The organism is Lachnospiraceae bacterium oral taxon 500 (genome assembly GCA_002999035.1).
GTDB lineage: Bacteria > Bacillota > Clostridia > Lachnospirales > Vallitaleaceae > W11650.
Map to the genome: position 1 here is coordinate 75062 of CP027241.1, position 13513 is coordinate 88574.

At 38.6% G+C, this 13513-nt stretch carries 17 protein-coding genes; 9 read left to right on the plus strand and 8 right to left on the minus strand.

Features of this window, described 5'->3' with window-relative positions:
* Position 1: 1 nt before the first annotated feature.
* The 3 genes from C3V36_00430 to C3V36_00440 form a co-directional block, all read right to left on the minus strand.
* The gene (locus tag C3V36_00430) at positions 2-1345 is read right to left on the minus strand and encodes an endonuclease (GenBank protein AVM67861.1); all 1344 of its coding nucleotides are present in this window, start codon (positions 1343-1345) and stop codon (positions 2-4) included.
* Positions 1306-1635: a plasmid mobilization relaxosome protein MobC gene (locus tag C3V36_00435; protein AVM67862.1), complete on the minus strand. Its 330-nt coding sequence runs from the start codon at positions 1633-1635 to the stop codon at positions 1306-1308. Before C3V36_00435 ends, C3V36_00430 begins: the two co-directional genes overlap by 40 nt.
* Before the next feature lie 344 nt (positions 1636-1979).
* Complete coding sequence (locus C3V36_00440; protein AVM67863.1) at positions 1980-2966, minus strand: AraC family transcriptional regulator; 987 nt, start codon at positions 2964-2966, stop codon at positions 1980-1982.
* Between the two features lie 175 nt (positions 2967-3141).
* Here C3V36_00440 and C3V36_00445 point away from each other — a divergent pair, with 175 nt between their 5' ends.
* From C3V36_00445 to C3V36_00465, 5 genes are all read left to right on the plus strand, one after another.
* Positions 3142-3903, plus strand: a complete 762-nt coding sequence (locus C3V36_00445) for a nitroreductase (GenBank protein AVM67864.1) — start codon at positions 3142-3144, stop codon at positions 3901-3903.
* Complete coding sequence (locus C3V36_00450) at positions 3903-4769, plus strand: 4Fe-4S ferredoxin (protein AVM67865.1); 867 nt, start codon at positions 3903-3905, stop codon at positions 4767-4769. Before C3V36_00445 ends, C3V36_00450 begins: the two co-directional genes overlap by 1 nt.
* Before the next feature lie 64 nt (positions 4770-4833).
* Positions 4834-5835 (plus strand): methyltransferase, encoded by a 1002-nt coding sequence (locus tag C3V36_00455; protein AVM67866.1) that lies wholly within the window; start codon positions 4834-4836, stop codon positions 5833-5835.
* A 490-nt stretch (positions 5836-6325) separates the two neighbouring features.
* The gene (locus C3V36_00460; protein ID AVM67867.1) at positions 6326-6769 is read left to right on the plus strand and encodes an RNA polymerase subunit sigma; all 444 of its coding nucleotides are present in this window, start codon (positions 6326-6328) and stop codon (positions 6767-6769) included.
* Positions 6750-7001 (plus strand): helix-turn-helix domain-containing protein, encoded by a 252-nt coding sequence (locus C3V36_00465; GenBank protein AVM67868.1) that lies wholly within the window; start codon positions 6750-6752, stop codon positions 6999-7001. Before C3V36_00460 ends, C3V36_00465 begins: the two co-directional genes overlap by 20 nt.
* 95 nt (positions 7002-7096) lie before the next feature.
* Here the strand turns inward: C3V36_00465 and C3V36_00470 are convergent, their stop codons facing one another.
* Positions 7097-7357: a hypothetical protein gene (locus C3V36_00470; protein ID AVM67869.1), complete on the minus strand. Its 261-nt coding sequence runs from the start codon at positions 7355-7357 to the stop codon at positions 7097-7099.
* Positions 7358-7428: 71 nt separating this feature from the next.
* Here C3V36_00470 and C3V36_00475 point away from each other — a divergent pair, with 71 nt between their 5' ends.
* Both C3V36_00475 and C3V36_00480 read left to right on the plus strand, forming a co-directional pair.
* Positions 7429-7632: an excisionase gene (locus tag C3V36_00475; GenBank protein ID AVM67870.1), complete on the plus strand. Its 204-nt coding sequence runs from the start codon at positions 7429-7431 to the stop codon at positions 7630-7632.
* Between the two features lie 75 nt (positions 7633-7707).
* Positions 7708-8898: a site-specific integrase gene (locus tag C3V36_00480; protein AVM67871.1), complete on the plus strand. Its 1191-nt coding sequence runs from the start codon at positions 7708-7710 to the stop codon at positions 8896-8898.
* Between the two features lie 173 nt (positions 8899-9071).
* On the opposite strand, the gene C3V36_00485 is transcribed toward C3V36_00480, so the two are convergent.
* The 4 genes from C3V36_00485 to C3V36_00500 form a co-directional block, all read right to left on the minus strand.
* The gene (locus C3V36_00485) at positions 9072-9326 is read right to left on the minus strand and encodes a hypothetical protein (protein AVM67872.1); all 255 of its coding nucleotides are present in this window, start codon (positions 9324-9326) and stop codon (positions 9072-9074) included.
* Positions 9327-9488: 162 nt separating this feature from the next.
* Positions 9489-9872, minus strand: a complete 384-nt coding sequence (locus C3V36_00490; GenBank protein ID AVM67873.1) for a glyoxalase — start codon at positions 9870-9872, stop codon at positions 9489-9491.
* Between the two features lie 258 nt (positions 9873-10130).
* Positions 10131-10550: a hypothetical protein gene (locus C3V36_00495; GenBank protein ID AVM67874.1), complete on the minus strand. Its 420-nt coding sequence runs from the start codon at positions 10548-10550 to the stop codon at positions 10131-10133.
* Positions 10551-10642: 92 nt separating this feature from the next.
* Positions 10643-11446, minus strand: coding sequence for a hypothetical protein (locus tag C3V36_00500; protein AVM67875.1), 804 nt, complete (start codon positions 11444-11446; stop codon positions 10643-10645).
* Between the two features lie 573 nt (positions 11447-12019).
* On the opposite strand from C3V36_00500, the gene C3V36_00505 reads away from it, so the two are divergent.
* Together C3V36_00505 and C3V36_00510 are read left to right on the plus strand one after the other, a co-directional pair.
* A complete protein-coding gene (locus C3V36_00505) occupies positions 12020-12445 on the plus strand; it encodes a large conductance mechanosensitive channel protein MscL (GenBank protein ID AVM67876.1) in 426 nt (141 codons plus the stop codon).
* Between the two features lie 63 nt (positions 12446-12508).
* Positions 12509-13396 carry a 4-hydroxy-tetrahydrodipicolinate synthase gene (locus tag C3V36_00510; GenBank protein AVM67877.1) on the plus strand — a complete coding sequence of 296 codons (888 nt, stop codon included), beginning with the start codon at positions 12509-12511 and terminating at the stop codon, positions 13394-13396.
* Positions 13397-13513 lie beyond the last annotated feature (117 nt).

Consider the following 13513-nt stretch of genomic DNA (forward strand, 5'->3'; position numbering starts at 1 on the left):
ATCATTCAAGGGTCTTTGTATGCTCCTTGCCTGTATTTTCTCTTTGTAAAATCGTATCAACATTTTGCTTGATCCTCTGATATTCTTTGACTTTACTTTTGAACTTTCCATAATCGGAATAGAGAACTTCCTTATGCTTTTGCAGGACGGAATATTCTTTCTGCAAAGTGGTAGGATTCGAAAGCTTTTTAATGCCTGCATCCTTTAACGCCTTTGTCGCAGCTTCATAAAGGATCAGGTTGCTTTCGTATTTACGCCTGTATGCTTCCTTATCCTTTGCCTTGATATATCCTCTGTAAATATCCTTTGTCTTTTGATAGGTTGAGATATTTTTTATAAGAACAGCCATATCGGAAAGTTTCTTTTCGTTCTGCTTTAAGCTGCATGCTGTCTGTTCACTGTCAAGGATAATTTCATCTATTTTCTTTATCAGATCTTCATACTGCAAGATGTTATTTTCCGTAAGGAAATTCATTGTCTTTGCAGCCTGTTTCAGATTATATATTTTCGCCCAATGCTCATAGCCTGCCGACTGCTGTGCCTTGATATTGTTTTCAATATCAATCAGTAGGGATATTCCGTTCTCTTTTGTCAATTTCTTTCCGGTGCGGCTCTTTATTCCTGCAATCCGTTTTCTGATTGCTTCTTCCGTATAATCTGCTCCGAGGGTTTTCAGTCTTGTAAATCGCTCCTGTCCGGGTGCCCTGCAGGAAATATATTTTCCGCGTTTGATTTCATAGCCGGAAGCTTGAAGCTTCTCTAAAAGTTCTTCAAAATCCTTTATCTGAGGAATCAGAAGATCAACCGCTTCTTTCATTTTGCCTTTCCAACTTGTACCTTTCTTTTCCGCCTGATACTCAATATAGCTTTTTCCTTTTTGTCCTTTTTCCGGAGTGATGACCGACAGACCGTTTTCATAGCATAAGCGGTCGCTGATATTTCTGATTCCGTAATAGCTTCTTTTGTTGGAATTATATTTGTGATAATCCACGAAATTGACGGCACAAAAAATGATGTGATTATGGACGTGCCCTTTATCAATATGAGTGGTTAGGACATATTCATACTGTCCTTTCGTTACAGCATCTGCAAGCTGCTTTCCAATCTCATGGGCTTTTTCAAAGCTGACCTCTCCCAGTTCAAAGGACTGTATCAGGTGATGGGCTAAATTGTTTCCTTTATCAAGTGCCTGTGAAAGCGTAAAGGCAAATTCTATATCTGCGGTTTCATAGCTGCATCCGAAAGAGGAAACGAGCATTTTGTCATCGGTTTTATTGGGGTTTTGGATATATTCAAGAGCTTTTTTTAATGTGATTTTAATAGGTTTAATCTTTGTAACCGCCATATCTCTTTTAAGGCTCCTTTGATTTCTTCTATATCTTCCTGATACACATTTCCCGTCGTGTTCGCTCTTTTTGCAATCTGATTGATGTTGACCCCGATTTTTTGAAGCTCTGCCGTCATTTTCTTTATATCGCTGTGATCTACCTGAATGATATATCCGTCTATCGCCATTTTCCGAAGGTACGCTTCCATATTTCTTGTAGGCACCTGTTTCATTTTTTCTTCAATCAAGTTTCGTTCTTCTTCCGTAACACGAAATTTTATCTGCACATTTCTTTTTCTGTTATTCATAGGTGAATTTCCTTTCCGTTTTCATAGAGGGTTTGGGAAACTTCCCAACAAGCAAAATCTCTATTGCCGGAACTGCGAAAAATAGAGATTTTTACGGAAAGGGTACCCCTTTCCTATGCTTGCTATTCCACTTATCCCTTAATCTCTACAACAACGGAAATTCACTTTTTGCCAAAGATTGCAAAGAAAAACGCTGCAATTTATATAACAGCAACGTTTATTTTGTAAGATCTGTTCAATTAGTATTTGACACATTAGATGTCTGTTTCTTCGTCTTTTTATCTCTTTTGTTTAGGCGATATCTACCCATTATCATTGGTTACTCATATCATAAAATAACCTAATCACTTATTTATTATCATCTGCATTTTTTCCCTGTATTCGGTAGGCTTCATTCCTGTATGCTGTCTAAACATATCAGACAGACTGCTTATATGTTTATAACCGACCATTTCGGCAATTTGAGATACCGGAAGTACTGTATCTCTAAGGAGATGTTCAGCATGTGTAATACGACGTGTAACAATATATTGCTGAATGCTCATCCGATATACATCCTTGAATATATATTTCAGCTTAGCTTGGCTCATGCATGCAATTTGTGCAAGAAAATCGATCCTGATATCCGCGGCATAATGGTCGTTAATATAATTGGATACGGATATTATGGCATCCAAGTCATCATTAGGCATTGAAAAACGTTGTTTGCCACGTTCTTTATTTTGTTTTTTTGCTTTTTCAAGAATTACGGAGAGGGCTTCATTTACCTTACTTTCATAAAACAGCTTTGCCGATATGCCGTCTCCCATATAATTTTTGAGCTGATTGAAAACCATGACCAATTCGGGAAAATTGGAACAGCCGTCTATCTGTCTAAATGCTTCTGAAGGATTTTCATAAATGTCAGGGTATTGTTCATTTAAATATTTCTTATAATATTCAGGCATAAAGGTAATGCTTATACTATCGATAGGAATTTTTTTGTGAAGTATCATACGATATTCACTCTTTTCCCCTACATACGCTTGAATTGCTCCGGATGTCAAACGACGATAAGGTGTCAATATTTCGCCGGAAACGGAGTAGAAATAACCAACACAAATATATTCCGGTTGTTCAAAAGCACAATAGGTATCTTCATAGTGAATCTGATCCATAATGGTGATAGTCACATACGGATTACATTGATAAACCCAACAATATCCCTTGCCAAGCTCAGGATTCATTTTATAAAATTTACCATTCGGATTAAATCCCGGTACAGGTTCACATGGAATAACACCCCTGCCTGTAAAAATATCCTTATACATTTTTTCTAATTGTCTGCTCATAAAATTATATTTTCTCCATTCGACAAATGATTTGTGCTAATAGCTAATTATTGATATCTTTCATTGACGCTAAAGATATGAATAAGTAAAATAAAACATAAGTTAGATAAAACTAACTTAATTATATATTAAACAAAATAAGTTTTCAAGATTTTTGTGCGAAGGAGGAGACAAAATGGAAATTGAAAAGTATCTTTCTGCCATAAAAAAAAGATGCTCCCGCAGGAAGTATATAGATAAACCAATTGATTCAAAATATGTAAAAGAACTCGAAGATAGCATCGCTTTGTACAATAGAGAATCCGGACTTAATATGAAATTGATAATTGGGAATGGAGGGAAGCTTTTTGACGGATTTCGCAAAAGCTATGGTCTGTTTGTAGGTGTTCAGAACTACATTGCCATGATTGGAAGCAAAACACTTCTAAATCGTATGGAAAAAGTAGGTCGTTTTGGCGAAAAGTTAATTCTTGAAGCAACTGCAATGGGTCTATCCACATGCTGGGTTGGGACAAGTTATGATAAAAATGCAGCGAAGGAATTATGCGAAGGAAATGAAGTGCTGGATTGCGTTATAGCTATCGGATATTCAGATGAAAAGCATTCACTTAAAGAACGAATGATGGAATATGGTATGCACAGACAAAATAAATCTAAGAAAGCTTTAATAGAAGCGGAAGAGCCTGTGCCGGAGTGGTTTAAGCAAGGTATGGATTCTGTTTATCTTGCACCTACCGCAAGAAATTTACGCCCATTTGTATTCAAATATAAGGATGGACAGGTAACTGCTTCCATTACAATTCCAACAGAAACTGCGATAATTGATCTTGGGATTGCCAAATTACATTTTGAATTGGGAGCAAGGGTTGGAAGTTGGGATTATGGAAATGGTGGCCATTATTATTTTGATGATAAACGGAAGGACAGTGATATATAATGAAAGCTGTTTTTATTGTATTCAGTCCATCAGGACATACTCTCATTGCTGCACGAAAATTCATGAGTCTTCTTGAAGATAACGGAATTTCCTGTCATATGATTAACATCACAAAAAACGATAAGTATCTTCAGGATTTCACAATTACAAAAACACTGGTTGATGATCTTGGAGAACATCATTTATTGATTCCCTGTGCCCCGGTATATGCTGGACATTGTGAGCAAAATATGCTCAGGACAATACGCGCACTTCCTCGGAAAAAGGAAAAACAGATTCCTGCGATTCCGCTTGTAACATATGGAGGAGTACACAGCAGTGTTGCACTGGAAGAAATGGGTAAAGCGCTTAATGACAAAGGATATATTCCGATTATGGGCATTAAGATTGCTGCGGAGCATACTTTGACATCAACTTTCAAAAAACGGATCAATCCAAATCTGCCGGGAACAGTTGAGGATCAAATCCTTGCAGAAGCGGCAGAAATAGCAGAAAAGGTTGTAAACGACAAGATAGCTATGGTCAATGTAGAAAAGAAACTTGCGTATGCACCATTTATGAAACGCATTATGTTCCGCATTTTCAGCCAGGAAAAAATTCATGGAAAATATAAGAAAGTCGCAATCAATACTGAAAAATGCATTGGTTGTAAACGATGTGTTTCAGCATGTCCTGTCAATATGTTTGCATATATTGATAACACAATACAAATGGTTCGTGATCCTAAACATTGTATTTTATGTGCCGAGTGTTATCATCAATGTCCTGCAAAGGCCGTTGTACATCCATATATTGAAGTTGCAAGAAAGAGACTTTCGAACGGTTTTGCAAAGCTTGAAAACCCACAATCTGAAATTTATCGATAAAACTGATATCCGTTAAATATAAAATGAAAAAATTATGCCACAAATAAAGAAAGGATAAATTACTATGATTAACAAAATAAATATTTATGAACAGCTTACAACACTGCCGTATCTCCCCGCTTATCAGCAACTGATACATGGTGCCATTGAATTAGATGTATTTTCAAATTTAGAAAATCCTATCACCACAAAAGAGCTATCTAAAAAAATGAGCTGGGATGAATCCAATACCTTCAATCTTTTGAAAGGTTTATATAGTCTTGGTTATCTTAAGCGAAATGGAGATACATTTTGTAATATGCCAGAAACATCAAAATATCTTGTTAAGGGGAAGCCTGCATATATGGGAAGCGTGCTGACATTTTTCTGTAATAATCAAGGAATGAGCCTTGGAAATGTGGCACAGCAAGTGAAGGAAGGTCCTAAACCGCAGGAACGGACACAGCATTCTATGGATTTTGCAGCTTATGGCGATGCGATGCGTGATGCTCAATCAGGGATACGTCAATATGAACTGTTAGAAATTCTCCGCTCTCTTCCCGAGTATAAATCTATTCATAAAATATTGGATCTGGGCTGCGGTGCAGGTTGTCTTGGTGTTGCAGTTATACAGGACGCGAGCAATCGTACGGGAGTTCTTTTTGATAGACCGGATATGAAATCACTTATTGAAGAAACCATAAGACGTTGCAATATGCAAGATAGCGTTTCCATTAAAACTGGAGACTTTATAAACGATGATATTGGTAGCGGATATGATTTAATCATCTGCTCATCCATTATGTTGTTCGTCATTGCAGGCGGTGCAAATTTCTTTGCAAAATTGAAAAAAGCATTAAATCCCGGTGGAGTAGTTGTGTGCTTAAATGAAGGAATTGAACCAGATTATTCCGGACCGTGGGATATGATTTTAGGTTATATGGCATTTAATTTACAGGGGATGCCGATAGGTGTAATAAAAGGTCAAATTGCTGATGCAGCAAAATCTGGAGGGTTTCATTCTGTAGAAAATCACACTGTACTTCTTAGCACGGGTACGCACGATATTAATATTCTTAGGAAATAAATAAAAGATATAAATATAGAAACATGGCTAATTCAGCTGTTTCAGTATCATCAAATATGAAAATGACTTTCGTTTTTGTTTGCACGGAATGTTCCTACTAAAATTATTAGACAAATCAAGTTAAACCGCCGTTTTTATGTTATTAATAAAGGCGCGGGAGTTTAAACTCAATCATAGCATATGAAAACACGGCGGTATCAAAGGAGGTATCGCCGTGTTCATTTTTCGTTATCTTAAAATCTTGTTAAAAGAGATATATTCTATTTCTGGGTTTCCATGCTTGTATAAATGAACCATTAAATCATATTCATATAGCTATCTTTTCATGTCCGATCCCGGCTGTCCTGCGCAGTCGGGATTTTTTGTGCTTGCAAAAACTTTTTTCTAAAAATATTCGCTTTTCTTTGGCAGTTTTGGGCTCTGCGTTGTTGAGGGTTTACGAAAGGGGAAATTCTACCCGCTTTCGCGGCTGCGAAAGGAGGTGAATACCATGAATGAACCTGAAAGAACCGAATGGCAGATACGCTGCGCATTTAACGGCTTCTGCAAGCGGACATTGAAGAACGAAAGTATCAATGCCCATAAGGAGATTAGGAAGCGGCAGGCACACGAAATTAACTTTTCTGATCTGACATCGAAAGAGGAAAACCAGCTTTATACCTGTGAAGATTTCTTTGCAGAGGATAAAGAAGAACAGACCTTTTTCGCAGGCGGAAAAGAATTGAGTGCAAAGCTTATCGCTGACGCAATCCACAGCTTGCCGGAAGAAAAACGCAGAGCTGTCCTGCTCTACTACTTCTTTGATATGAGCGATGCGGAAATCGCGGCACTCTATCAGATTCCGAGAAGTACAGTGCAGTATCGAAGAACCAGCTCATTTGAGCTGTTAAAACGCTATTTGGAGGAACACGCTTATGACTACCCAGACTGGTAAAACAACCGATGATGAACGCGGCTTGTTGCCTTATCCGGTAATCATAGCCGCAACCAAAGGAGAGCCGCAGGCAATGAATATTGTTTGCAAGCATTACGCAGGATATATCGCACACCTTTCTATGAGAAAGCTCCGTGATGAACGCGGAAATACCTATTACGGCATAGATGAGGATATACGAGATCGCCTTCGTTCAAAGCTCATGCAGGCTGTCCTGATTTTCAAGATTTAAGAATGTAACGATCTGCGCTCCCCTTTCCGCAGACAAGGCAGGAAATTCTTGAATCTGTTCTTTGACAAACATACCCGCAAGATAACGGCGGCGTATCATAGGGCAAACCGGACACTTTCCTTTTGTGCCTTAGCTGTGCGGAGAATACGCCATGACACTTCCCTACACGGAAGCCGAGCGAGAAATATTCTACTACAAAGCAAGTGTAGCGCCTTGCAAGCCATGACAGCACAAAATATATAATGATACTCCCTTACAGCCACAGTCCGAGCGTTAGAAGCGTCGCAGGCAATGGGTAGGGCCGCGTGAGAACCACGCATGGGTGAAACTCCCGTGAGGCTAAGGCTTACAGCCATCCGGTAATGCCTTTCTTAAATATAAATATCAGAACTTTTACTATACCTATTTTGAGAAAGGGGGCGATGAGATGAATCAACCGGATGTCCCTATCTGGGAGAAATATACCCTTACCATAGAAGAAGCGGCAAAGTATTTTCGCATCGGAGAAAATAAGCTGCGAAAACTGGCAGAAGAAAATCCTACTGCAAATTGGGTTATATTAAATGGCAACCGTATTCAGATCAAGCGCAGACAGTTTGAAAAAATGATCGATACGGTTGACACAATCTAATGGAGATCGAGCTTTGACGATGGTATAATAGATATAGCATATCAAGGCTCTTTCCGTCTTGGAAAGGAGCATAAAATGTCAGGAAAAAGACGGGACAGCAAAAACCGAATTTTGCGGTCAGGTGAGAGCCAGAGAAAAGACGGGAGATATGCTTACAAATATACAGATACTTTTGGGAAGCCGCAGTTTGTATACGCATGGAAATTAGTTCCTACGGATAAGACACCGAAAGGAAAACGCGAGGATAAATCCCTGCGTGAAAAAATCAAGGAAATACAAAAAGACCTTGATGACGGTATTGACCCTGTAGGAAAGAAAATGACCGTGTGCCAGCTTTACGAAAAGCACATACGAAATCATGCAAATGTAAGGCATGGTACAAAGCAAGGGCGAAAGCAGCTCATGAGAATAATTAAGGAAGATACAATCGGAGCATGTAGCATTGAGAATGTGAAAATGTCCGATGCAAAGGAATGGGCTTTACGCATGAAAGAAAAAGGCTATTCTTTTATCACGATTAGCAACCATAAGCGTTCTCTAAAGGCAGCTTTTTACACCGCTATTCAGGATGACTGTATCAGGAAAAATCCTTTTGACTTTCCTATCAATACAGTTATTGAGGATGACACCGAGCCGAAAATCCCTCTTTCGCCCATGCAGGAAGAAAGCCTGATTTCCTTTGTAAAAAGCGATAAGGTCTATTACAAGTATTATGATGAGCTTATCATTCTGCTTGGAACAGGACTTCGTATTTCCGAGTTTTGCGGACTAACGGACAGTGATATTGATTTTGAGAATCGGACAATCAATGTGGATCATCAGCTTCAATACTCCGGTAAAAAGTCCTACCGCATAGAAACTCCGAAAACGGAAAACGGCATTCGTAAAATTCCAATGAGCGACCGCGTACTGGAAGCTTTGCAGAGAGTGGTACAGAACCGAAGAAAAAGCGATTTTACTGTTGACGGTTATACAGGCTTTCTCTTTCTTACAAGAAACGGAACACCTCAAAACTACATTAACTATGATATTATGTTTCGCAAACTTGTAGAAAAGTACAACAAGAAACACGAGGAAGTTTTGCCGGTAGTAACAACACCTCATACTCTGCGGCACACATTCTGTACCAATATGGCAAATGCGGGAATGAATCCGAAAGCCTTACAGTATCTTATGGGACACGCCAACATAACTATGACCTTGAACTATTACGCACACGCCACATTTGACAGCGCACAGGCGGAATTTTTCAGACTGGCGGCTTAAAGGAAAAGAGAGGTTTTACTACTTCTTTACTACCTTTCAAAGCGAAAACACAAGCAGATTTAAGAAAATATGTGAGTATCTCCCGATATACAAAATGCCGAAAATACCTGTAAAGACAGGCTATATCGGCATATAAGAACTTTTGAAAAGATAGTTAAAAATCATATTAGAGTTTATAATAAACTATCATAAAATAATCGCGGTCGCATTCCTTTGTCCTTACAGAGAAACAATACTTTTTCTGCGATTTGAATTCTTTCATTCTTGGTTAACTTTCTGTTTGAGCCCGTATGCTTTATACTATCTACATATATCGCATAATCATATTCGTCTCCCTCACATAATTCCGAATCCACAAAATATTTTATTCCTTGTTCATCGTAATATTCCAGACCAGCTCGCCCTAAAAGTATGATATAATCTTCCATGGTTATCTCCACAACTTCTGCTTTATTTCTATAAAACAATAGGAAAAATAATCCCTAAACCCATTGCCATAAAGCCCAATATAATACCTAAAATACATAATACCAAAACCATCACCGGAATATGCTTACGAATCTGAATAGAAAACTGACTGTAAGTTAGCCTTAGACTGTAATCTCAATTTGATTATTCTCGACTGCCACAATGCAGCTTTCATAATAGCCATCTCCTGTGGTTCGGGGGCCGCTGACAACTTCATATCCATCGGCTTTCAGCGCTGCGGTCAAACTGTCTACTTTCTCCTTACTTCCTACACTGAACGCAATATGGATATACCCGGTACGGGCAAGGTCTTTGGGCAAGTCTGACAGTTCCGGCTTATTCATAATCTCAAGTCGTGCCCCCTCCTCAAACGAAAGAAAATACGAGCGGAAGTTCGTTCTGGGGTTATGGTATCCGTCATTTGATGCTGCACCCAAATATTTTATAAAGAATTTTCTGGTTTCTTCGAGATCGTTTACATACAATGCGATATGTTCGATTTTCATATTTGCCTCCCTCTATTAATATTACCTTCTTTTTCATTTTATTCAAACCGAGAAAAACTCCGCTTTCTCATCACTCGTATGTTTTCCTAATTTATCTTCAAAGCATTTGGTCTGGCGGTGAAGTCTGCATGATAAACCGGGAGTTGCCTTATATCACGTTGAATTATACTAAACTATCATAAAATAATCGCGGTCTCATTCCTTTGTCCTTACAGAGAAACAATACTTTTTCTGCGAAAAGACTATGGGAAAGTTGAGTTATTCATTAATATGATACACCATATCACCCGAATTCCAAATATACATAATGCCTGATACCGGCTCTTTCCCATTCTCCCTTATCCAGCCTGTATAAGTCGTACAATATCCATAATAGCCTTCTGTGATGATTTCAAATTCTACATCCAAATACTTTTCCATATACTCCCTCATGCCTACAGCATTTCCTGAGAATTTTCCTTCATAGACAACTTTATCAAAAATAAGAACTCTACATTCATCTAAGTCACTACCATCAAATATAATTTCTCCGGAATATATTTTCTCACCATCTTTTGTATACTTAAATATCTTATCAGCCTTTAAAATCAATTTATTATCTTTAAATATAACACTCTTTATTCTGGTATCGTGTAAACTAAAAGTAATATTACTGTTCCTATCCTGTTTAAATTCCATTTTTAACCTCACAGTTTCAAATAAATATTGGTCGATACGTTCTGTTTAAAACATTTGCATTTATAATTTCATCACTCAACAAATCATCCTATTCATTCGTTTCTATTAAATATTTTCAAAAAACGCAAGGCGGATTTCTTTGCCTTTTCTATTTTTGCAGATTCTTTATTTTCTACAGCAGTTGAAGATATCCATTTTTTCCCAAATATTGTTTGTGCCGCCTCTACTATAACTCCACAAGCATATAAATCTTTTTCTTCTGTAATAGCTTTAGCAAATACTAATTTTGTTTTTGCTTGTAGTTCTTCCGACTGCACTCCGTGAAATAACATTTGCATAAGGCTTGTTGCAGACCATGCCCGACAAAGAGAATCTTGATCACAAATCATCTGCTGCGTTAGTAAATCGATTTCTTTTGACGAACCTACCCAACCAAAAGCTATTATAAGTTTTCGGCGAAGAATAGTGTTATCTGTGCCTAAAAGTGAAATAAGAATAGCAGTAAGTTCATCGCAAAACAATGAATAAAAATCTCTATGTCTTAATTTTGAAAGGATTTCTGCTATCAGATAAACCGTGTATATTTTTGCTTTTTCATCTTCAATTTTATCTAACTGTTCAAATAAAAATTCTATTCCTTCTCTACCATGTTTCTCAAATCCATTCTCTAAATGTAGCTTTATATCCTTTTCCCAATCTTTACAAATAAGCTCATAATGATATGCTATTTCATTACTTCCGGCTAAATCGGCTGCAAATCTAAGCCTTTTGCTAGAAGCAAATTTATCCTTTTCCAACTCAAGATATGATTTTTCTAAATCTTTCCTTGTCAGGCTGATGCGACGAACTCTTTCCGCTTCAATTTCTTGTATAATTTTATTAGCTGAATCCGGCATTGCTTCTTCCCCCTATACAACTTAAATTATCATTTATCCCATTTTTCAGCATTCATATCAATGCGAAAGTATGTCAGTCCTGCTCAAGAGATCGATTTTTCTCAAATATATCTCCGTCGCTTTCCTTAATCATCCGGCGGATCTGCTTGGAGGAACCTTGCTGCAACTTAAAGTCAATATTCTCGGTTTCAAAATTCATCAGAGTACCACCTTACAATTCCTACCAATTATATTATACCCATAAAATTCACTTTTTCAATCACACGAAACGAATTTTCACTGACTATCCACTTTTTTAACGAAAGGATGATTTTTGTCAAGCAAGCATCAAAGATTAATCGTCGGTAAAGCGCCGCTTTCAGTACTCGGTCATCAAAGTAAAATCTCAATTGACAAAACCGGTAAAAATGCTTAAAATAAGGATACAAAAAAGCTCTGCCATGACTGAAACAAAAGCCGCTCCGTTTACGAGTTGGATAAAAAATCGGCAGGGGAGTATAATCTACTATTACAATTTAACCAAAAGAAAGGAGTATAGCTCTTTCCATTAATATAAGAGCCATTCACATTACGATGAAAAAGTTTATGAAGGAATTCAAAGAATTTGCACTCAAGGGCAATGTTTTTGATATGGCGGTCGGTATTATCATCGGCGCAGCGTTTGGCAAAATTGTTTCTTCGCTGGTATCTGATATCTTTATGCCGCTGTTGTCCTTAGTAATGGGCAATCTGAATCTGGCCGATGCTAAGATTGTATTAAAAGCTGCCGAACTGGCCGCAGACGGCTCGGTGACTACGGCTGAAGTGGCTCTCACTTACGGTGCATTTTTAAATAATGTCATCGACTTTTTAGCAATTGCTCTGGTTATTTTCATAATGATTAAGGCAATCAACAAAATGCGGCACAAGGAAGAAGCCAAACCGGAAAAGAAAGAAGAAAAGCCTTCCGAGGAAGTTCTTTTGCTGCGTGAAATCAGAGATTCGTTAAAGAAGAAATAGAAGCGTTTCACCAAAAGCATAACATCAATTCTTTTCATTTTTCAGCATTTCAGGAGGTATTTTATGAGTTTATTTACCGGCTCCGGCACGGCAATCGTCACGCCGTTTTACGCAAATGGCGGCGTTAATTATGACAAATTAGAAGAAATCATCGACTGGCAAATAAAAAACAAAACGGATGCGATCATTGTCTGCGGCACTACCGGCGAAGCTGCCACCATGAATGATACCGAACATTTGGAGTGCATTCGGGTAGCCGTTTCGGCGACCAGCGGGCGCGTTCCGGTCATCGCCGGAACCGGTTCCAATGATACCGCCCACGGCATCAAGTTGTCTCAGGAAGCGCAAAAGTTAAAAGCTGACGCTCTGCTGCAAGTCACTCCGTACTATAATAAAACTACTCAACAAGGACTCATTGCTCACTTTACGGCAATCGCTCAAGCAGTTGATATTCCGGTCATGCTGTATAATGTGCCGTCTCGAACCGGCATGAATATTGCCGCTTCAACCGCCAGGGAATTAGCTTTAAGCTGCCGCAATATTGTTGCCGTGAAAGAAGCCTCCGGCGATATTTCTCATGCCGCCGAACTGGCCTATCAAACCGACGGACTGCTGGATATCTACTCCGGTAATGACGACCAAATCCTGCCGCTGATGAGTTTGGGTGCCAAAGGTGTGGTGTCCGTTGCTTCTAATATCATGCCGGCGGAAATCCACGATATGGTCATGCTCTATCTGGACAAGAAAACAGAAGAAGCCTGTCGGCTGCAATTAAAGCTGCTGCCGCTGGTCCACCTGCTCTTTTGCGAAACCAACCCGATTCCGGTCAAAGCCGCTATGAACTTAATGGGCATGGAAGTCGGGCCTTTGCGTCTGCCGCTGATTGAAATGAGTGAAGCTAATAAAGAGAAGCTGGCTGCTACCATGAAAGAACTGGGACTGATAAAATAATAACAATTCCCGTTTAGGTAAGCCGCTCGTAATTTCTTGCCATAGCAACGAATTACGAATGCGGACGTTATACTTATGTTTATATTCCTTTGGAAAGCAATCTTTTCAGTATATCCA